18 protein-coding genes are annotated in these 18,950 nt (G+C 68.6%); 11 read left to right on the forward strand and 7 right to left on the reverse strand.

The annotated features are described in order from the left end of the window. The first annotated feature begins 5 nt into the window (after window positions 1-5). From ACQ260_RS10620 to ACQ260_RS10635, 4 genes are read left to right on the forward strand one after another with little or no spacing between them, the layout of a single operon-like run. On the forward strand, window positions 6-2,129 hold the full coding sequence (locus tag ACQ260_RS10620) for an acetyl/propionyl/methylcrotonyl-CoA carboxylase subunit alpha (RefSeq protein ID WP_432559403.1): 2,124 nt from the start codon (window positions 6-8) through the stop codon (window positions 2,127-2,129). Then, window positions 2,122-3,276, forward strand: a complete 1,155-nt coding sequence (locus ACQ260_RS10625) for an acyl-CoA dehydrogenase family protein (protein WP_432559404.1) — start codon at window positions 2,122-2,124, stop codon at window positions 3,274-3,276. The genes ACQ260_RS10620 and ACQ260_RS10625 overlap by 8 nt, the downstream gene beginning before the upstream one ends. Before the next feature lie 10 nt (window positions 3,277-3,286). Beyond that, window positions 3,287-3,865, forward strand: coding sequence for a MaoC family dehydratase (locus ACQ260_RS10630; RefSeq protein ID WP_432559405.1), 579 nt, complete (start codon window positions 3,287-3,289; stop codon window positions 3,863-3,865). Window positions 3,866-3,898: 33 nt separating this feature from the next. After that, the gene (locus tag ACQ260_RS10635) at window positions 3,899-4,744 is read left to right on the forward strand and encodes an HpcH/HpaI aldolase/citrate lyase family protein (RefSeq protein WP_432559406.1); all 846 of its coding nucleotides are present in this window, start codon (window positions 3,899-3,901) and stop codon (window positions 4,742-4,744) included. A 150-nt stretch (window positions 4,745-4,894) separates the two neighbouring features. Here the strand turns inward: ACQ260_RS10635 and ACQ260_RS10640 are convergent, their stop codons facing one another. Beyond that, the gene (locus ACQ260_RS10640; protein ID WP_432559407.1) at window positions 4,895-5,362 is read right to left on the reverse strand and encodes a hypothetical protein; all 468 of its coding nucleotides are present in this window, start codon (window positions 5,360-5,362) and stop codon (window positions 4,895-4,897) included. Between the two features lie 106 nt (window positions 5,363-5,468). Here ACQ260_RS10640 and ACQ260_RS10645 point away from each other — a divergent pair, with 106 nt between their 5' ends. Both ACQ260_RS10645 and ACQ260_RS10650 read left to right on the forward strand, forming a co-directional pair. Next, window positions 5,469-5,657, forward strand: a complete 189-nt coding sequence (locus tag ACQ260_RS10645; protein WP_432559408.1) for a hypothetical protein — start codon at window positions 5,469-5,471, stop codon at window positions 5,655-5,657. Further along, the gene (locus tag ACQ260_RS10650) at window positions 5,654-8,560 is read left to right on the forward strand and encodes a helix-turn-helix transcriptional regulator (protein WP_432559409.1); all 2,907 of its coding nucleotides are present in this window, start codon (window positions 5,654-5,656) and stop codon (window positions 8,558-8,560) included. The genes ACQ260_RS10645 and ACQ260_RS10650 overlap by 4 nt, the downstream gene beginning before the upstream one ends. Here the strand turns inward: ACQ260_RS10650 and ACQ260_RS10655 are convergent. Then, a complete protein-coding gene (locus ACQ260_RS10655) occupies window positions 8,557-8,883 on the reverse strand; it encodes an ArsR/SmtB family transcription factor (RefSeq protein WP_432559410.1) in 327 nt (108 codons plus the stop codon). The genes ACQ260_RS10650 and ACQ260_RS10655 overlap by 4 nt on opposite strands. A gap of 109 nt (window positions 8,884-8,992) precedes the next feature. Here ACQ260_RS10655 and arsB point away from each other — a divergent pair, with 109 nt between their 5' ends. From arsB to ACQ260_RS10670, 3 genes are read left to right on the forward strand one after another with little or no spacing between them, the layout of a single operon-like run. Further along, complete coding sequence (gene arsB, locus ACQ260_RS10660; protein ID WP_432559411.1) at window positions 8,993-10,078, forward strand: ACR3 family arsenite efflux transporter; 1,086 nt, start codon at window positions 8,993-8,995, stop codon at window positions 10,076-10,078. A gap of 38 nt (window positions 10,079-10,116) precedes the next feature. Beyond that, entirely contained in the window at window positions 10,117-10,779 is a 663-nt protein-coding gene (locus tag ACQ260_RS10665; protein ID WP_432559412.1) for an arsenate-mycothiol transferase ArsC, read from the forward strand. Then, window positions 10,776-11,189, forward strand: a complete 414-nt coding sequence (locus ACQ260_RS10670) for an arsenate reductase ArsC (protein WP_432559413.1) — start codon at window positions 10,776-10,778, stop codon at window positions 11,187-11,189. Before ACQ260_RS10665 ends, ACQ260_RS10670 begins: the two co-directional genes overlap by 4 nt. A 13-nt stretch (window positions 11,190-11,202) precedes the next feature. Here the strand turns inward: ACQ260_RS10670 and ACQ260_RS10675 are convergent, their stop codons facing one another. The 3 genes from ACQ260_RS10675 to ACQ260_RS10685 form a co-directional block, all read right to left on the reverse strand. Further along, on the reverse strand, window positions 11,203-11,886 hold the full coding sequence (locus ACQ260_RS10675) for a DUF1707 SHOCT-like domain-containing protein (protein ID WP_432559414.1): 684 nt from the start codon (window positions 11,884-11,886) through the stop codon (window positions 11,203-11,205). A gap of 25 nt (window positions 11,887-11,911) precedes the next feature. Further along, the gene (locus tag ACQ260_RS10680; RefSeq protein ID WP_432559415.1) at window positions 11,912-12,295 is read right to left on the reverse strand and encodes a phage holin family protein; all 384 of its coding nucleotides are present in this window, start codon (window positions 12,293-12,295) and stop codon (window positions 11,912-11,914) included. Between the two features lie 72 nt (window positions 12,296-12,367). Next, the gene (locus ACQ260_RS10685; RefSeq protein WP_432559416.1) at window positions 12,368-13,405 is read right to left on the reverse strand and encodes an LLM class flavin-dependent oxidoreductase; all 1,038 of its coding nucleotides are present in this window, start codon (window positions 13,403-13,405) and stop codon (window positions 12,368-12,370) included. Between the two features lie 75 nt (window positions 13,406-13,480). Here ACQ260_RS10685 and ppc point away from each other — a divergent pair, with 75 nt between their 5' ends. Then, window positions 13,481-16,246, forward strand: a complete 2,766-nt coding sequence (gene ppc, locus ACQ260_RS10690) for a phosphoenolpyruvate carboxylase (RefSeq protein ID WP_432559417.1) — start codon at window positions 13,481-13,483, stop codon at window positions 16,244-16,246. A gap of 10 nt (window positions 16,247-16,256) precedes the next feature. Here ppc and ACQ260_RS10695 read toward each other — a convergent pair whose 3' ends face one another. After that, window positions 16,257-16,814 carry an NUDIX hydrolase gene (locus ACQ260_RS10695; protein WP_432559418.1) on the reverse strand — a complete coding sequence of 186 codons (558 nt, stop codon included), beginning with the start codon at window positions 16,812-16,814 and terminating at the stop codon, window positions 16,257-16,259. A 56-nt stretch (window positions 16,815-16,870) separates the two neighbouring features. Next, window positions 16,871-17,848: a pirin family protein gene (locus ACQ260_RS10700; RefSeq protein WP_432559419.1), complete on the reverse strand. Its 978-nt coding sequence runs from the start codon at window positions 17,846-17,848 to the stop codon at window positions 16,871-16,873. A gap of 160 nt (window positions 17,849-18,008) precedes the next feature. Between ACQ260_RS10700 and ACQ260_RS10705 the strand changes: the two genes are divergently transcribed. Beyond that, a complete protein-coding gene (locus ACQ260_RS10705) occupies window positions 18,009-18,920 on the forward strand; it encodes a pirin family protein (protein WP_432559420.1) in 912 nt (303 codons plus the stop codon). Window positions 18,921-18,950 lie beyond the last annotated feature (30 nt).

The following is an 18,950-nucleotide window of genomic DNA, read 5'->3' on the forward strand; positions in this document are numbered from 1 at the left end:
GCACGATGACCACCGACCAACCGATCACCGCGGCCCCGATCCCGCCCCGCCCGATCCGCACGGTCCTCGTCGCCAACCGCGGCGAGATCGCCGCGCGCATCATCCGGTCGCTGCGCGCAGCGGGCATCAGGTCGGTCGCGGTCTATTCGGACGCCGACGTCGACGCCCGGCACGTGCGCGAGGCCGACGTCGGCGTGCGGCTCGGTGCGGCCCCCGCGGGCGACTCCTATCTCGTGATCGACCGCATTATCGAAGCGTGCCGGGAGACGGGCGCGGAGGCGGTGCACCCGGGCTATGGGTTCCTGTCGGAGAACGCCCGGTTCGCCCGTGCACTGGCCGCTGCGGGGATCGTCTTCATCGGGCCGCCGCCCGCGGCCATCGAGACCATGGGCGACAAGATCGCGGCGAAGACAGCGGTGGCGGCCCGGGGGGTGCCGACGGTGCCCGGTATCGCACGCACCGGCCTGACCGACACCGACCTCGTTGCCGCGGCCGACGAGATCGGATTCCCCGTCCTGATCAAGCCCTCGGCGGGTGGCGGTGGCAAGGGGATGCACCGCGTCGACCGTCGTGCGGACCTGGCCGGAGCGATCGACTCGGCCCGCCGGGAGGCTGCTGGTGCGTTCGGGGACGACACCCTGTTTCTGGAGCGGTTCGTCGCGAACCCCCGGCACATCGAGGTCCAGGTGCTGGCCGACCAGCACGGGACCGTGGTCCATCTCGGTGAGCGAGAGTGCTCGCTCCAGCGCCGCCACCAGAAGGTCATCGAGGAAGCCCCCAGTCCCCTGCTCGACGCCGCGACGCGGGCACTGATCGGCGAGGCGGCGTGCGACGCGGCACACTCGGTCGGATATGTCGGCGCCGGCACCGTCGAGTTCATCGTGTCCGCCGATGCGCCCGCGGACTTCTTCTTCATGGAGATGAACACCCGCCTCCAAGTCGAGCATCCCGTCACCGAACTGGTCACCGGGCTGGACCTCGTCGAACAGCAGGTGCGGATCGCCGCCGGCCATCCGCTCGCGGTCACGCAGGCCGACGTGCGGTTGGGTGGCCATGCGATCGAGGCACGGGTGTACGCAGAGGATCCCGCCCGCGACTTCCTCCCCACCGGCGGACGGGTGTTGGCGCTCGCCGAACCGACCGGTCCCGGTGTGCGGGTCGACTCGGGCCTGCGGGTGGGCATGGTGGTGGGCACCGACTACGACCCGATGCTCGCGAAGGTCATCGCGCACGGCGCCGACCGGGCCGAGGCACTCGCCCGCCTCGACGCGGCCCTTGCGCAGACCCACGTGCTGGGGGTGCGCACGAACATCGAGTTCTGCCGCTTCCTCCTGGCCCGGCCCGAGGTGCAGGCCGGTGACCTCGACACGGGGCTGCTGGACCGCGTGACTCCCGCGTACTCTCCCCGAACACCACCCCGGGGCGCACTCGTCGCCGCCGCGATGCACCGCACCGAGGAACGCTGGGCCCGCGTGCCCGTGAGCCGCCGCAGCCCCTGGGACATCCCGAACGGCTGGCGGCTGGGAGCCTGGGCGGAGGTGTGGACTCGTCTCGATCACGGGCCGGGGACGGAGGCGGTGACGGTGGGCCTGCGGGGTACGCCGCGGGACGCCGAGATCACCCTCACTGACGCGACCATCGGCTCGCTGCACGAGGCCGTGACCATTGCGCGCTTCGGCGCCCGGGTCTCGCGGGACGGTCCAGCGCTGCGCCTGACCGTCGACGGCACGCAGCAGAAGTGGCTTGTGGTGCGCGACGGCGACACCTTCTGGATCGCCGGCGACGGTGGGGCTTGGGACCTGCGGCTGCGCCCGCTGATCGATCCGGCGATCCACGACGCCGGGACCACCGACGGCGAGGTCCGCAGCCCGATGCCGGGGGCGGTGATCGCCTGCTTCGTCGCCGACGGTGCTGTGGTGGCCACCGGTGACCGGTTGCTGGCGGTGGAGGCCATGAAGATGGAGCACGCGCTCGTGGCCCCGATCGGCGGGATTGTCCGGTTGCACGTGAAACATCTCGATCAGGTGGCGGCCGACCAACTGCTCGCCGAGGTGGAGCCGGCGGCCGAGGTGGGCGCAGCGGCCGAGGTGGGCGTGGCCGAAGAGACGAAAGAGGGTGGCGATGGCTGAGTTGGAGGAGCACTACGCGGACCTGAAGAAGACCGTGGCGCAATTTGCGGACACGGTCGTCGCACCGGTCTCGGCGGAGTTGGACCGGGAGCATCGATTCCCCTATGAGATCGTCGCCCGCATGGGCGAGATGGGCCTGTTCGGGCTGCCCTTCGACGAGGAATTCGGTGGCCAGGGCGGGGACTATTTCGCGCTCGCGGTCGCGCTCGAGGAACTCGGTCGGGTCGACCAGTCGGTCGCGATCACCCTGGAGGCCGGGGTCAGCCTCGGGGCCATGCCGATCTATCGGTTCGGCACACCCGGGCAGAAGGAACGGTGGCTGCCGGACCTGGTCGCGGGCCGGAAGATCGCGGCGTTCGGGCTGACCGAGCCGGATGCCGGCTCGCAGGCTTCCCAGACCCGCACGACCGCGCGGCTGGACAACGGCGAGTGGGTCATCAACGGAGCGAAGCAGTTCATCACCAACTCGGGCACCGACATCACGAGCCTGGTGATCGTCACGGCCGTCACCGGAACGCGCGACGACGGCTCGAAGGAGATCTCCGCGATCATCGTGCCCTCGGGGACACCGGGGTTCACCGTAGAGCCCGCGTACGACAAAGTCGGCTGGCGCGCGTCGGACACCCACCCGTTGACGTTCACCGATTGCCGCGTGCCCGAGGAGAATCTGCTCGGGGACCGCGGCCGGGGCTACGCCAACTTCCTCTCCATCCTCGACGAGGGCCGCATCGCCATCTCCGCCCTCGCGACCGGTGCCGCGCAGGGCTGCGTGGACGAGTCGGTGCGCTATGCACGGGAGCGTCGGACGTTCGGCAAACCGATCGGCGCCCACCAGGCGGTCGGGTTCCGGATCGCGCGGATGGCGGCGCGGGCGTACGCGGCGCGGTGTGCCTACTACGCCGTCGCCCGGCTCATGCTCGCCGGCAAGCCGTTCAAGAAGGAGGCGGCGATCGCCAAGCTCCTGTCCTCGGAGGCCGCGATGGACAACGCGCGGGATGCGACGCAGGTGCACGGGGGCTATGGGTTCATGAACGAGTACGCGGTCGCTCGCCACTATCGCGACTCGAAGGTGCTGGAGATCGGCGAAGGGACCTCGGAGGTTCAACTGATGCTGATCGCGCGGGAGTTGGGACTGACCGATGAATAGCAGTGGGTCGATGAACATCAGGATGAATAGCGGCGGATCGACGAACGCCGGTGGAGCGCGCAGCGATCGCAAGGAGATCCTGCAGCGTGGGCTGTGGTTCGAGGAGTTCGAGGTGGGGGTGGCGTACCTTCATCGCCCCGGCCGCACCATGACCGAAGCCGACAACGTCCTGTTCACGACGCTGACGATGAACACGCAGGCGTTGCACCTCGACGCTGCGTGGGCCGCGGACCAACCGGGCTTCGGCGGGCAGCGGCTGATGAACTCGATGCACACGCTGTCAACGCTGGTCGGGCTGTCGGTCACGCAGCTCACTCAGGGCACGATCGTGGCCAACCTCGGGTTCCGGGAGGTGACGTTCCCGGCGCCGCTGTTCCATGGGGACACGTTGTACGCGGAGACTGTTTGCCTCGAGAAGCGGCCGTCGTCCAGTCGGCCGGGTGAAGGCATCGTGACCCTCGAGCACGTGGGGAAGAATCAGCACGGAGCGGTGGTCGCGCGAGCGGTGCGGACGACGTTGGTGAGAATGCGTCCGGAGTCGATCGACGACCCGGACACCAGCGGCCGACATTGGCCGCAGCACCGATGAGGAGGGGGTACCGATGAAGAAGGGTGATGAGTCATGACGTGGTATCCGCCGGGACCCGCGCTGCTGTTCTGTCCGGGTGATCGGCCCGATCGGTTCGGCAAGGCGCTCGACCGCGCTGACGCGGCGATCCTGGACCTGGAGGACGCGGTCGCGTCCGTCGACAAGGACCGGGCGCGGACGGAGGTGGCCAAGGCGGCGCTCGACCCCGATCGAACGGTGGTGCGGGTCAGTCAGACTTCGTCTCCGGGGCACGCCGAGGACCTGGCCGCGGTGCGGGCAGGCGGCTATCGCTGCGTGATGCTGTCGAAGTCCGAGTCCGGGGACCAGATCCGGCAGGTCGCGGAGGCGATCGACGGCGTCGTGCTGGCGCTGGTGGAGACACCGCTCGGCGTGGTCCGTGCCAATGACATCGCCGAGGCGGAGGGCTGCGTCGGCCTCATGTGGGGGTCGGAGGACCTCATCGCTGCGATGGGCGGGACCGCGAGCAGGTTTGCGTACCTCCATGCCGGACCCGGCCAAGTGCCCGGCGCCTATCGGGATGTCGCCCGGCACGCTCGCTCCTTGGTGGCCCTTGCGGCGGCTGCTTTCGGGCGCTGGGCAATCGACGCGGTGCGGCTGGACATCCGGGACGAGGGCGGACTGCTGGCCGAGGCGCGCGATGCGGCGGCACTCGGGTTCGCCGGCACCGCGTGCATCCATCCGACACAGGCGGCGATCATCCGACGTGCGTACGAGCCCACGGAGGAGCAGGTCGACTGGGCCCGCCGGGTCCTGGCCGCTGCCGCGGACGGCGAGCGCGTGGTCCGTGTGGACGGTCACATGATCGACGGGCCGCTGTTCCGTCAGGCCGAGGCGATCCTGCGGAGGAGCCCCGCCTGAGCACGGTCCTCTGCCCCGCGAGCGCGGGGCGGGAACCGGGTCTTCCAAGGAGGGTGGATGGGCGCTCACCTTCTGACCCGCAGGACGGGTCAAAGGGTGAGCACGCGGCGCCACCTGCCAGAAGCTCAGCCGTCTCCGTCTGCCAGAAGCTCAGCCGTGCCGGCGCGCAGTGGCCAGCAATCGGCGCAGCACCAGGCGATAGGCATGACTGGCGATCAGGGTGACGAGCGGGTCCGCCACCCGGGAGAGTCCGCGGATGGCGATGTCCTGCGACCAGCGGACGGTCGCCGCTTGCCGGTCCGCTGGCGGTCCTGCGGCCTCGACCGAAAGCTCGATCGCGCCCAGCACCCAACGGCCGGTCTTGCGGATCCGGCACACTCCGGCCCGGTCGCCGGTCGGGCGCGTGAACTCCTCGACGATCATCGAGTCGTCGATGCCGATCGGGCCGAGTGCGGTCCGGGCCACGAAGCGGGTGCCGGTCGACAGCGGTCCGGGGCCGGGCAGCACGCGCACCGTGGTGAACGGGATCGTCGCTGTGTGTGCGTCGAGATCGAGGACGCGGTCGTACGCGACCGTGGCGGCGAGCGGCGCCGTCAGGCGTACCTCAAAGTGACCCATCCGAAGGAGCCTAGACAGCTGAGGTACCTCAGCCCACCCACTCGCTCAAGCAGATAGGGAAAAAACCCAATGCGCCGACGGGGGCCTTAGCGGCACCGTAGAGGGCATGAACAACGAATATCTGCATCTGACCCTGCACCACCAGCACGTCCACGAAGCGCTGCAGCGCTCCGAACATCGCCACATCGACGAAGTCCCCGAGCCGCGTCGACGGCTGCCCGGGCTGATCCTTGATCTCGTTCGACCCCGGCAACGCCGCGTGGTGGCGGTGCGCCGTGCCACGATGGCCGCATGACGACCTCAGACCCGCGACTGGTCGGGCGTCGGGCCGAACTCGGGAGCCTGCGCCGCGCGTGGACGAGCGTGCGCGAGGAGCGGCCCGGGCTCGTGCTCGTCTCGGGCGAGGCGGGCATCGGCAAGTCGAGCCTCGTCCAGGCATTCCTCCACGGTCTCGGCACCGAAGCCGATGCACTGGTCGGCCAGTGTCTCGCCTTCGGTGCCGAGGCCGTGCCGCACGCCGCGATCAGCCAGATCCTCAAGTCCTTGGTCGCCCGTCATGGATCGGACACCGTGCGTGACTGGGCAGGGGCCGGTCACGACGCGCTCGGTGCCCTCGTGCCCGCGCTCGGCGGCGCCGGTCGGCTTGCTGAGTCCGACAGGATCCAGCTGTTCGAGGCGGTGGCGGACGTCCTGCTGGCCGCGGCTGCCCGGCGGCCACTCGTCGTCGTGGTCGAAGATCTGCACTGGGCCGACATCTCGACCGGGCACCTGTTGCGCTTCCTTGATGCGGCGCTGGGATACGCCCCGGGCGGCGCGGACGCCCACCCCCTCCTGATCATCGGCACGGTGCGTGGCGACGAGGTCAGCGGCCGGCACCCGCTGCGGCCCGTGCTCGCCGAACTGCAGCGGCGTGCCCTCGCCCGGATCGCGCTGGACCCGCTGGCGGACGACGAGGTGGCGGAGCTGGTCCGACCACTCCTCCCCGCGCCGAGCGAGGCCAGCATCACCCGAATCATCGAGCGCAGCGAGGGCATCCCCTATTTCGCGGAGGAACTCGCCCGCACGACCGGCGGCCGGGGCGTGCTCCCGGCGACCCTCCGGGAAGCCCTCCTCGTCAGGTTTCACACGCTCGCAGCGGAGACCCGGATGCTGCTGCAGACCGGGGCGGTCGCGGGCGTGGAGTTTCGTCACGACCTGTTGGCCGCCGTGATCGAGCGGTCGGAACTCGAGGTCGAGCGCGGGCTTCGGGAAGCGGTGGAACTCGGACTGGTGCACGTGGCCGGCGACCATTTTGCGTTTCGGCACGCGCTGCTGCGCGAGGTCGTCCACGATGAGCTCCTCCCCGGCGAGCACCGCAGGTTGCACAGCAAATATGCGGATCTGCTGGCGAGCCTCGGCGATGACGTCGCGGTGCTCGAGCGAATCCACCATCTCCGCGCCGCCGATCGTGAACCGGAGGCGTTCGAGCTGGCACTGCGGCGGGCCGACCACCTCGCCGACGCACACCCCGACTGTGCGGAGCTGTACGAGATCGCGCTCGAGCTCTGGGACCGCGTGCCGGCACCGGAGGAGATCATCGGCCGCAAGGACGTCGTCCTGGCGCGCGCGGCACGCGCCACCTATTGGCTGGGCGACCACGGGGCCGCCCTGAAGCTGATCGACGCGAGCCTGGCGGGGATGCCGGACACCGCGTCGACGACGGAACGGGCCGAGCGGTTGGCCCTGCGTGCGCGGGCCCTCAAGTTCGCCGGGTTCTCGGGCGCGGAGGAGACGCTGGCCGAGGCGTACGCGTTGATTTGTGACGACCCACCCACCCCTGTCTTCGCCACCGTGCTGGACCTGCAGGCCAACATGGCGATGCTGGCCGGTGATTACCACCGGAGCGCGGCGCTGTGCGACACGGCGCTGCCGATCGCCGAAGCCCTCGGGGCGGCCGGCGAGAGCACGGCCGTCCGGCTGCGCAACACGCGCGCGTGCTGTCGCTGTGTTCTGGGTGAGGAGGGCAGCGGGTTGGCCGAGCTGACCGAACTCGTGGAGGTGTGGGGCCCGACCGCTGAGCGCCGCGCTTCCGGCCACAACGGGCAGCTGCGGCACCACACGAACCTGTCGCACCATCTCAACCTCGCCGGGCATTATCGGCGTGCCGCGGATGTGGGGCTGGCCGGCATGGCGGACGCGAAGGCACTCGGCATGGAGCGCTATGTCGGGGCGATGCTCGCCGGCAATACCGCCGATCCGCTGATCCAGCTCGGCGAGTGGGCCGAGGCCGAGCGGTTGATCCTCCGCGCGCTGAGCCTGAGGCCGTCGGCAGGGTTCTCCGAACAACTCCTCAAGGCAGCTGCCGATCTCGCCCTTCATCGAGGGGACCTGGACCGGGCAGCCGATTGCCTGGACCAGGCGCGGGTGCTGGTGAATCCTGGCTGGCACGAACCCCAGGCCGAGGTCGTCGCCGCCTGGATTGCGGGCCGTCTCGGGCTCCTGAGCGGGGATCCCGAAGCGGCGTGGGCGGCGGTCGAACCGCTGCTCGCGGACGGACCGATCAGTCACCCGGCGTCCGGTTGGCAGTTGATCGGGGTGGGGTACGCCGCCCTTGCCGACGGCGCCGCGGCAACTGAAGAACGGATCGCGCTGCTCGAACGCATCGCCGCCGAACTGCCGGAGACCTGGCTCGTTCCCCTGCTCCGCGCGTGGAGTGTGGCGGAGACGTCCGGCAAGCTCGCGGACTGGCAGGCCATGCAGGCCGTCACGCCGGAACTCCGGCCGATCTGGCTGACGCTCTGGTCCGGCGTGCGGACGGCCGCCGCTGCCCTCGCCGAAGGCGACCCGGCCGCGGCGGAGGCACAGATCCAAGCGGGACATCGGTTGGCGGCAGAGCTCGGCGCCGCTGATTTCGTCTCCCGTTTCGAGGCACTGTCCGCGGGCTTGCCATCCGCCTCGCGGAAACGGGCACCGGAGCAAGGGGATCGGTCGGCGGACCGTTCCTCGACCGGACGATCGGTCGGCCTCACCGCGCGTGAGCTGGAGGTGTTGCAGCTCGTCACGCAGGGCCGGACGAATGGGGAGATCGCGAGCGAGTTGGTGGTGACGACCAAGACGATCAGCGTGCACGTGAGCAACATCCTGGCGAAGCTCGGGGTGGGATCACGCACCGAGGCTGCTGCCTGGGCACATCGCCAGGGAATCCTCGAGGGCTTCTAGCAGCGGCAGCTGAAGGGCCACTGGCGCAGTTGGCCGAGCACTTCGGTGTCAACGGCATAGTCGGCCCAGCGCCCGCGCTGGGTGCGGGTGAGGATCCCGGCGTCGACGAGCTTCTTCATGTGGTGCGACAGGGTGGGCTGGGAGATGCCGAGCGCCTCGGGCAGATGGCAGGCACAGACCTGCGCGCAGTCATCGGAGGCGATGTATTCCACGATCCGCACCCGCGTCGGATCACCCAGCGCCTTGAACAGCGTCGCCCAGCGCTGCGCTTCGTCAGCGCTCAGCAGGGCTTCGGCGGTCGTGGCGGCGCAGGTCTCGGTCATGGGCCGACTCTACGCGTCATATTGACATCCTTCAATAAGTCATCCTAGAGTCATATCGAAAAGCATCAATAAGTCAGGTGGCTCTGCCGCCGACCACCGAAGGGCCTTCATGAGCGTCTCAACCCAGGATCACGACTCGGTGATCTCCCAGATGTCGGTCCTGGACCGTTTCCTCGCGGTCTGGATCATCGCGGCGATGGCTGCGGGACTGCTGTTGGGGCGTACGTTCCCCGGCCTGAACGCCGCACTCGACTCGATCAAGGTCGGCAACATCTCCCTGCCGATCGCGATCGGTCTGCTGGTGATGATGTATCCGGTGCTGGCCAAGGTCCGCTACACCGAACTGGACCGCGTCACCGGCGACCGGAAACTGATGATTCTGTCGCTGGTCCTCAACTGGCTCATCGGACCGGCGCTCATGTTCGCACTCGCCTGGCTCTTCCTGCCCGACCAACCCGAATATCGGACCGGCCTGGTCATCGTCGGCCTCGCCCGCTGCATCGCGATGGTTCTCATCTGGAATGACCTCGCCTGCGGCGACCGTGAGGCGACCGCAGTGCTGGTGGCGATCAACTCGGTCTTTCAGGTGCTGATGTTCGGTGTGCTCGGCTGGTTCTATCTCCAGATCCTGCCCGGGTGGCTCGGCCTGCCCACCACCTCCGCCGACTTCTCGATCGTGGCGATCGTGGTGAGTGTGCTGGTGTTCCTCGGCATCCCGCTGGTCGCGGGCTTCCTGACCCGCACGCTGGGTGAGCGCGCCAAGGGCCGGGAATGGTACGAGTCGACATTCCTGCCGAAGATCGGCCCTTGGGCGCTGTACGGACTGCTCTTCACGATCGTGCTGCTGTTCGCACTCCAGGGCGACGCGATCACCTCCCAGCCGTTGGCCGTGGCGCGGATCGCGCTGCCTCTGCTGGCGTACTTCGTGGTGATGTTCGGCGGCGCCATGGTGCTGTCGAAGCTCGCTGGGCTCAACTATGCGAAGTCCACCGCGGCGTCGTTCACCGCCGCCGGCAACAACTTCGAACTGGCGATCGCCGTGGCGATCGGCACGTTCGGCATCACCTCGGGCCAGGCCCTCGCCGGCGTGGTCGGGCCGCTGATCGAGGTCCCCGTCCTCGTTGCGCTCGTCTATGTCGCCAAGTGGGCGGGCCAGCGCTTCTGGGCCGGCGACCCGACCCTCCCCAAGACCTGATCATCCCGTCGACGCCCCCTCGGACCGAAGGAGTTCCCATGTCGAACGATGCCGTGTCCCATTTGATATCCAAGCAACGGCAGGTCACCTATGAGCGCTTGGTCGACGAACTGGCCTATCGCTATGGCGACGCATTCACCCATGCCGAGATCGCCGAAGTCGTCGAGCAGTCCCGCTCGGCGATGGCGGCCACCAGCAAGATCGAGAAATTCCTGCCGCTGCTGACCGCACGCTTCGCCCGTGAGACCCTCGAGGCCAAGGCGGTCGCGGAAGGCCGCGTGGCGAAGCAGAAGCCAGAGCTGCTGTTCGTCTGCGTCCACAACGCAGGCCGGTCCCAGATCGCTGCTGCGCTGGCGCGTCACCTGTCGAATGACCGTGTGAACGTGCGCTCCGCCGGCTCCGATCCGACCGACGAGGTCAACCCGGTTGTAGCCGAGGTGCTGGCCGAGCGGAATGTCCCGCTCATCGAGGCCTATCCCAAACCCCTGACGGACTCCGTGGTCCGGGCGGCAGACGTCATCGTCACCATGGGGTGCGGGGATGAGTGCCCCTATTATCCCGGCAAGCGCTACTTGGACTGGGCCGTCCCGGATCCGGCGGGGGCGGACACTGATCGGGTGCGGGAGATCGTGGCCGATGTGGAGGCGCGCATCACCTCGTTGCTGCACGACATCATCGACAAAGGAGTGGTCAAGTCATGACCGACAAGCCCAGCGTTCTCTATGTCTGCGTCCACAACGCCGGCCGGTCACAGATGGCCGCGGCGTACACCATGGCTCTGTCCGGTGGGGCGGTCGAGGTGCGCTCCGCAGGTTCGGCGCCCGGCGATCGCGTGAACCCGGCCGCCGTCGAGGCGATGCGCGAGGACGGCATCGACATGTCGGCCGCGCAGCCGAAAGTCCTCACCACCGAGGCCGTCAAAGCCTCCGATGTCGTGATCACGATGGGGTGCGGAGACGCGTGCCCGATCTTTCCGGGCAAGCGCTATGAGGACTGGGCGCTCGCCGATCCTGCCGGCAAGGGCGTGGCGGCTGTGCGCCCGATCCGTGACGAGATCAAGCAGCGGGTGCTGGACCTGCTGGCCTCGCTGGACGTCGAGCCGGTCGGCTGAGTCGAGGCTGCGCTCAGCGCAGTTTCTTCTCCAGCCGACGCCGCTCGAACCAGTTCGGCGGGCGAACGGTGAACGACCCCATGCCCATCGACCCATTCACGACCAGGACCGGGCGGCCCATCGTGGGTTCCTTGGGCACTTTGACGCTGATCGAGCCCAGCGACTTGCGCACGCCGTCGGCGTCCGCCGCCCAACCCTCGGGCACCACGATCGTGATCGAGCCGAGGTCGCCGTCGACCCACAGATGAATGACGTTGTGCTGCGTGATCGCCTCGGTGCAGTCGAGGTGAATGCTTCCTGCCCCACCACGCAGCCGCAGGAACTGTGGGATGACCCAGTCACCCTCCCGTTTGTCGGAGGACCATCCTGCGTCGATCACGAGGGGATTCTCCGGTGAGGCACCGATCGGGCCGAGGTCGAGGGGCACGCCCGTCGGCCACGTGGGCACCGGTGGGGAGTCCTGCACCGCTGGGAACCGTGGCTCTGACACCGGCGCAAGCTCGATCGACGGGGGTGGGATGGGCAGATCGCCCACCACTTGGTCCAGATCGCCGAAGGTGCGCGCGGCGCGCGCGGCGTCGATGCGGGCGGCCAACTCGTCCTCGGCAAGCCGGCCGTCATCGGCGGCCCGTTGGAGGGCCTCGACGACGTGGTCGCGGTCGGCATTGCCCGCCCTGAGATCGCGTGGGTCAGTCATGGCATTCACCCTAGGCACCGCGAGGTCACGCCGAGGCCTTGCGCTTGTCCGTGATCCCGGACAGCAGCATGGTCACAAGGCTGATGATGATCGACCCGAACAGGGCACTCCAGAACCCGTTGACGTGGAAGCCGAGGCCCGCGAGGCCGGAGACCCAGGACGCCAACATCAGGATCCAGGCGTTCACGACGAGCAGGAACAGGCCCAGCGTCAGGGCGATCAGACATCCGGTCAATATCTTGAGAACCGGCCGCACAACGGCGTTGAGCACGCCGATGATGACGGCCACGATCAACAGGGTGATGGCTTGGCCGGCAAACGTGTTGCCCTCGACGACGATGCCGGGGATCAACCAGGCGGCGACGGCGACCGCCAGTGCGGTGGCCACGATCTGCAGAAGGGTGCGCATGCTTCCAGCCTTTCTCACCGGCGGGTCCCGGACCATCGGGTGAACCACCCATGTCTCCCCGGCATTGCCGCGTCACCCCAACCGGGCGGCCAGCTCGATCACGCTCTTCTCCCGGTGTTCTGAGCGGTCGAGCGGCTCGTCGGCGTACGATCCCGCGATCGGGTGGAGCATGACCTCATTCACGTCGAACTGCCGAGCCAGCGCTCGGACCTGCTCGGCGACCCGGTCCGGCGTCCCCACCAGCCACGAGCCACTCAACATCGCCACCCCGTCCTCGCTGAGCGGTGGCTCCTGGTCCCGCGCCTGCTCGACCGTCAGGAGTTCGGCCAGCGGCTGGCCGGTCCGCAGTCGGGCCATCTGGTGCTGATAGGGCCGCGCCAGCGCCCACGCCTCCTCATCAGTATCTGCGGTGACGACGTTGACCGTGAGGAAGGTCTGCGGTTCGCCGTCGCCGGCCCAACCGTCGCGATAGAGCTTGAGCGCCTCGGCCGTGCCGTGACCGGAGAAGTGGTGGGCGAACACATAGGGCAGGCCCAGTTGCGCAGCGAGCCGAGCCGAATAGTCCGACGAGCCGAGCAACCAGACCGGTGCGGCGCTGACCGCGTGCGGCGTCGCCGAGATGTCGAACGGCCTGCTGCCGACCTGCACCCGCGCCCCATCGGGATTCATGAAGGCGATGACCTGCTGCACGTATGCAGGGAAGTTCCGCACGATGTCCTCGTCGTTCGCGCCGTTGCGAAGGGCCCACGAGGTGACCGGGTCAGTGCCCGGCGCGCGGCCGATGCCGAGGTCGATGCGATGGGGGTACGCCGCCTCCAGCGCCGCGAACTGCTCCGCCACAGCCAGCGGCGAGTGGTTGGGCAGCATCACGCCCCCCGACCCGAGCCGGATCCGCTCGGTGCCTTCGGCGAGCAAGGCAATCAACACCGGCGGTGACGTCGAGGCCACCGACGAGGTGTTGTGGTGCTCGGCGACCCAATAGCGATGCACCCCTGCCTCCTCCGCAGCCCGCACCAGACGGCGTGCTGCCTGGATCGCCTGGGTGGTCGTCTGGCCGGTGCGCACGGGGATGAGGTCGAGGACGGACACGGTCAACGCGGAACTCGTCATGTCGTTGACAACCTCCGTGCGTGCTTGGTTGTTCCCTATGACCGGACCGAAATCTGCCGGGCTAGTGTCGAGGTCATGGCACTGCCCGACAACACCGTGACCTCTTCCGAGCTGACCGACGATCCGTTCAGCGCGGATCTGCGAGCCGACGTCCGTCGCGTCTCCACCATGCTCGGCCAATCCCTCGTCCGGCACCACGGACAGGAGTTGCTCGACTTGGTGGAGCAGGTCCGGCTGGGCACGAAGGACCACAAGAGCGGTGACGTCGAGGCGGCCGAACGGGTGCGGGCGCTGCTGGCCGACCTGCCGTTGCCGACGGCCACCGATTTGGTGCGGGCCTTCACCGCGTACTTCCATCTCGCCAACGCCGCCGAACAGGTCCACCGGGTCCGCTCGCAGACGGCGCGTGCCGAGGAGGACGACTGGCTGGCGACGGCTATTCGGGAGGTGGTTGCCTCCGGCGGTCCCGAGCTCCTGGCCGAGGGCGTCGCGTCGCTCGACGTGCGCCCCGTCTTCACCGCGCATCCCACCGAGGCCAGCCGTCGCAGCATCCTCACGAAACTGCGCCACCTGTCCGACGAGCTCGCCGCCCCCACCGAGCCCGACACTTTCGCCCGCCGCCGCCAGGACCGCGAGCTCGCCGAGCTGATCGACCTTATCTGGCAGACCGACGAGCTGCGTCTGACCCAGCCGACCCCGACCGACGAGGCGCGCAACGCTCTCTACTATCTGGTCGAGGTGTTCACCGAGACCCTCCCGGGTCTGCTGGGCGACTTCGGTGACCTGCTGTCGGACCATGGCGTACGCCTGGACCCTGCCCATCCGGTCCTGCGCTTCGGTTCCTGGATCGGCGGCGACCGCGACGGCAACCCGAACGTGACACCCGAGGTCACCGCGGAAGTGCTGCGGCTGCAGCACGAGCAGGCGCTGGATCTGGCCCTGGGCATCGTGGACGTGCTCACATCGCAGCTGTCCGCGTCGACCGCGGTCGTGCCGGTGTCCGCTGCGCTCAAGGAGTCCTTGGTTGCTGATCTGGCGAACCTCGACATCGCAGCACGGCTCAAGACGTTCTATGCGCCCGAGCCCTATCGACTCAAGCTCACCTGCATCCGGCAGAAACTGCTGAACACCCGGGCGCGGGTTGAGCACAGCACGCCCCATGAGCCGGGCCGGGACTATTCCTGCGCCGCGGGCGTCGTGGAAGATCTCCGGGTCATTGCCGACTCCCTGCGCACACACGGTGACTCGTTGACCGCCGATGGCCGTGTCGCCGCGGCGGCACAGACGATCGCGACCACCGGCCTGCATCTTGCGACGCTCGATATCCGCGAACATGCCGAGAAGCACCACGCGGCGCTCGCACCCCTGCTGGATGCGGTGGGTGGACTGCCTCGGGCGTACTCCGAGCTTTCCCGCGGCGGCCGCCTCCGCGCGCTCGCCGCCGAACTCGAGTCGCGCCGACCCCTGCTCACCTGGACCGCCGAACGCGGGCGGGTGCTGCAGGTGTTCGACGAGATCCGCCGGGCGCAGCGGGCGTATGGCAAATCAGTGGTGGAGACGTACATCATCTCGATGACCCAGGGCGCCGACGACGTGCTCGCCGCGGCGGTGCTCGCGCGGGAGGCCGGGCTGCTGGATCTCAACCCGGACGCCGAACCGTTCGCCGACGTCGGGTTCGCGCCGCTGCTGGAGACGATCGAGGAACTCCGCAACGCGGCCGACCTGCTCGACGAGTTGCTGACGACCCCCGCCTATCGCGAGCTGGTCCGGCTGCGCGGCGATGTGCAGGAGGTCATGCTCGGCTATTCGGACTCCAACAAGCAGGCGGGCGTGCTCACGAGTCAGTGGGCGATCCACCGCGCCCAGCGGGCGTTGCGGGATGTCGCGATGAAACACGGCGTGCGGCTGCGGCTGTTCCACGGGCGTGGCGGCTCGGTCGGTCGGGGTGGCGGACCGACTTATGACGCGATCCTTGCCCAGCCGTTCGGCGTGCTCGCGGGCGAGATCAAGTTCACGGAGCAGGGCGAGGTGATCTCGGACAAGTACTCACTCCCGGCCCTCGCCAAGGAGAACCTCGCCCTGTCGCTGGCTGCGGTCCTGCGCGCCAGCACCCTGCACCGCGATCCCGTCGTGCCCCCGGAGGACTTGAAGCGGTGGGGTGCGGTCCTGGATGTGGCGAGTGATGCGGCGTACGCGCGGTATCGGGCGCTGGTCACCGATCCCGACCTGCCCGCCTATTTCGTGGCGGCCACGCCGGTGGACCAGCTCGGCGCTCTGAACATCGGTAGCCGACCGGCGAAGCGGCCGGATTCCGACGCGGGACTGGAAGGGCTGCGCGCGATCCCGTGGGTGTTCGGCTGGACGCAGACACGCCAGATCGTGCCGGGTTGGTATGGCGTCGGCTCCGGGCTCAAGGCCGCCCGTGAGGCGGGCCACGAGGAGGACCTGCGGCAGATGCTCCACGGCTGGGCGATGTTCGCGTCGGTGATCTCCAACGTCGAGATGACGGTGGCCAAGACCGACTTGGCGATCGCCGCGCACTATGTGCAGACGTTGGTGCCCGTGAAGCTGGCGCACGTGTTCGACGACATCTGCGCGGAATTCCGCTTGACCGTCGACGAGCTGCGCAGGCTCACCGGCGAGGACCATCTGCTCGACGATCAGCCCGCGCTGAAGCGGACGTTGGCGGTGCGGGATCAGTATCTCGACCCGATTTCCTATCTCCAGGTCGAGCTCCTGCGTCGGCTCCGGAACGGTGAGGTCGAGGACGAGGGCGCCCTGCTCCGGACGCTGCTGATCACGGTCAACGGAGTCGCCGCGGGCCTGCGGAACACCGGTTAGCGGGCCGCGGTCACCACTTGCGTTGGCCCCAGACGATTTCCCCGTAATGCGTCCGGGGCTCGTGACCGTGTGCGAGATAGAGCTCGAGCGTGCGGCGGACGGTGAGGAACGCGAGGTCGTCCCAGGGGATCTCGTCGAACCGATACAGCCGACACTCAATCGTCTCGACGCCGGGATCGAACTCGGTGTCGAGCAGACGGGCCGTCCAATAGAGGTGCACCTGTTGGGCATAGGTGACGTCAAGCACGGAGAACAATCGCCCGAGTTCGATGTGGGCACCGGCCTCTTCGATGGTCTCGCGGATCGCACCGTCCGAACTGCGCTCGCCGGCCTCGAGGAAACCGGCGGGCAGCGTCCAGAAGTTCTTGCGAGGCTCGATGTTGCGCAGGCAGAGGAGCACGTGGTCGCCGTTCCAGACCGGGATGGTGCCGACCACGTTGATCGGGTTCACATAGTCGATGAACCCGCAACTGGGACACACCGCCCGGTCGCGGTCCTCCATCGGGGGAATGCGGCGTTCCATTGCGTGGCCACACATGCGGCAATAATTGGCCTCGCCCCTCGACATGGTCGCGAGTCTAGCGAGCCGACATTCGCCCGAGCGTGGCCCGGGCTCCCTTCGGCTCAGCCCTGCTTCCCGTGATAGGGCCGCAGCGCATCGGCGGGAATCTGGCCGAAGCTGCCGCGCTGGAAGTCCTCGATCGCCTGGACGACCTCGGCGCGCGTGTTCATCACGAAGGGCCCATAGTGGAACACCCGCTCCCGGATCGGCTGTCCTCCGAGCAGCAGCAGTTCGAGCGCCGGCGCGTTGCTGTCCTGGGATTCCGCGGCCTGGAAGGTCAACCGGTCCCCGTCGTCGAGCACCACCAAGTTGCCGGGCATGATGCGGCGCTGTTCGGCGCCGGCCGTGCCGCGCCCGGACAGGACGTACGCCAGCGCGTTGAAGTCCTTGCGCCACGGCAGGGACAGCTGCGCGCCCGGCTGAACGGTCGCGTGGGCCATCACGATCGGCGTGTGGGTCGAACCCGGGCCGGTGTGGCCGTCGATCTCGCCCGCGATGATGCGCACGAGCGCGCCCGCATCGGCCGAGGAGACCAGGCCCACCTTGTCCCCGGTCAGGTTCTGATAGGCGGGCGGCAGGAACTTGTCCTTCTTCGGCAGGTTCACCCACAGCTGGATGCCGTGGAACAGGCCGCCGGAATCGACCAGTTCAGCCGGCGGGGTTTCGATGTGGAGCACGCCGGCGCCGGCTGTCATCCACTGCGTAGCGCCGTTCTCGATCATGCCGCCGCCACCGTGGGAGTCCTGGTGCTGGAAGCGACCGTCGATGATGTAGGTCACCGTTTCGAATCCGCGGTGCGGGTGCCAGTCGGTGCCGCGAGGCTCACCGGGTGCGTAGTCCACGGCACCCATCTGGTCCATGTGGATGAACGGATCGAGCAACTGGGTGGGCACGCCCGCGAAGGCGCGATGGACCGGGAACCCCTCACCCTCGTATCCCTCCGGGGCCATCGTCCAGGACACGATCTTGCGCTCGGTCTCCTCGGGGCGGGCCGGGGCGATCCGCGGCAGGGTCAGCGTGTCGGCGGTCACGGCAGGCATGGCAGGTTCCTTTCGGTGGACGTTCCCAGTCGGGTGAGGTCACCCACCACAACAGTTGATGCATCAACTATATTCCCTCCGCCCATCGACCTCCGGCACCGGCCCGGCGCGGGTCGGGTCACCCGGGCGTGGTCGGCGGTGGAACGGTGGCGATACTGGGATGGTGACCGAACTCATCACTCCGCGCGAGGTGCCGTTGGGTGGCCTGCGCGCCATGACCGTCCGCCGCACGCTTCCGACCCGCGAACGCAGCCTGATCGGGGCTTGGTGCTTCCTCGATCACTACGGGCCCGACCGTGTGGCCGAGACCGGCGGGATGCAGGTGGCCCGCCATCCGCACACCGGTCTGGCCACCGTGAGCTGGCTGTTCACCGGCGCGGTCGACCATCTCGACTCGGCCGGCAACTCGGCCCGCGTGGTTCCGGGAGAACTCAATCTCATGACTGCCGGGCGCGGCATCACGCACTCCGAGTTCTCCACCGAGGACACCGAGACTCTGTACGGTGTCCAGCTCTGGTTCGCCCTGCCTGACAGCCACCGGCACGGCGATCCTGGTTTCGACCACTATCGCCCCGAACCGATCGCGATCGACGGCGGCGAAATCCTGGTCTTCCTCGGCTCGCTGGCCGGATCGACCTCCCCGGTCGAGACGGCAACGGAACTGGTGGGCGCAGAGCTGCGCCTCCAGCCGGGCGCCCAATTGACGCTCGCCGTTGATCCGCGGCACGAGCATGGTGTGCTCGTGGACACGGGATCCGCCGCGTTGGGTGAGGTGCAGTTGGCCGAGGGCGAGCTGGGGTTTGCCGCGGCCGGTTCGGGCACCCTGGAGATCGCCGCCGGTGAACACGGTGCGCGACTCGTCCTCATCGGAGGGGAGCCGTTCGGTGAGCAGATCGTGATGTGGTGGAACTTCATCGGTCGCACGCACGACGAGGTCGCCGAATATCGCGACGCCTATCAGCACGAGATCACCACAGGCGAGCCGGGGCGCTTCGGGCCCTGGCCGGACGGGACGCCCGACCCGATCCCGGCACCCCCGATGCCCAACATGCGGCTCCGTCCGCGCGGCTGATCCGGCAATATTCGCCTCTCTAGCTTTTCC

This window comes from Ammonicoccus luteus (assembly GCF_050880385.1).
Taxonomy (GTDB): domain Bacteria; phylum Actinomycetota; class Actinomycetes; order Propionibacteriales; family Propionibacteriaceae; genus Enemella.

What these genes read in the sequence shown, in the direction of transcription:
- ACQ260_RS10700 (WP_432559419.1), bottom strand. Translation starts at nt 17,848, where the DNA reads ATGCCTGCCGTGACCGCCGACACGCTGACCCTGCCGCGGATCGCCCCG.
- ppc (WP_432559417.1), top strand. Translation starts at nt 13,481, where the DNA reads ATGGCACTGCCCGACAACACCGTGACCTCTTCCGAGCTGACCGACGAT.
- ACQ260_RS10675 (WP_432559414.1), bottom strand. Translation starts at nt 11,886, where the DNA reads ATGACTGACCCACGCGATCTCAGGGCGGGCAATGCCGACCGCGACCAC.
- arsB (WP_432559411.1), top strand. Translation starts at nt 8,993, where the DNA reads ATGAGCGTCTCAACCCAGGATCACGACTCGGTGATCTCCCAGATGTCG.
- ACQ260_RS10640 (WP_432559407.1), bottom strand. Translation starts at nt 5,362, where the DNA reads ATGGGTCACTTTGAGGTACGCCTGACGGCGCCGCTCGCCGCCACGGTC.
- ACQ260_RS10650 (WP_432559409.1), top strand. Translation starts at nt 5,654, where the DNA reads ATGACGACCTCAGACCCGCGACTGGTCGGGCGTCGGGCCGAACTCGGG.
- ACQ260_RS10655 (WP_432559410.1), bottom strand. Translation starts at nt 8,883, where the DNA reads ATGACCGAGACCTGCGCCGCCACGACCGCCGAAGCCCTGCTGAGCGCT.
- ACQ260_RS10670 (WP_432559413.1), top strand. Translation starts at nt 10,776, where the DNA reads ATGACCGACAAGCCCAGCGTTCTCTATGTCTGCGTCCACAACGCCGGC.
- ACQ260_RS10695 (WP_432559418.1), bottom strand. Translation starts at nt 16,814, where the DNA reads ATGTCGAGGGGCGAGGCCAATTATTGCCGCATGTGTGGCCACGCAATG.
- ACQ260_RS10645 (WP_432559408.1), top strand. Translation starts at nt 5,469, where the DNA reads ATGAACAACGAATATCTGCATCTGACCCTGCACCACCAGCACGTCCAC.
- ACQ260_RS10665 (WP_432559412.1), top strand. Translation starts at nt 10,117, where the DNA reads ATGTCGAACGATGCCGTGTCCCATTTGATATCCAAGCAACGGCAGGTC.
- ACQ260_RS10635 (WP_432559406.1), top strand. Translation starts at nt 3,899, where the DNA reads ATGACGTGGTATCCGCCGGGACCCGCGCTGCTGTTCTGTCCGGGTGAT.
- ACQ260_RS10625 (WP_432559404.1), top strand. Translation starts at nt 2,122, where the DNA reads ATGGCTGAGTTGGAGGAGCACTACGCGGACCTGAAGAAGACCGTGGCG.
- ACQ260_RS10680 (WP_432559415.1), bottom strand. Translation starts at nt 12,295, where the DNA reads ATGCGCACCCTTCTGCAGATCGTGGCCACCGCACTGGCGGTCGCCGTC.
- ACQ260_RS10620 (WP_432559403.1), top strand. Translation starts at nt 6, where the DNA reads ATGACCACCGACCAACCGATCACCGCGGCCCCGATCCCGCCCCGCCCG.
- ACQ260_RS10685 (WP_432559416.1), bottom strand. Translation starts at nt 13,405, where the DNA reads ATGACGAGTTCCGCGTTGACCGTGTCCGTCCTCGACCTCATCCCCGTG.
- ACQ260_RS10630 (WP_432559405.1), top strand. Translation starts at nt 3,287, where the DNA reads ATGAACATCAGGATGAATAGCGGCGGATCGACGAACGCCGGTGGAGCG.
- ACQ260_RS10705 (WP_432559420.1), top strand. Translation starts at nt 18,009, where the DNA reads ATGGTGACCGAACTCATCACTCCGCGCGAGGTGCCGTTGGGTGGCCTG.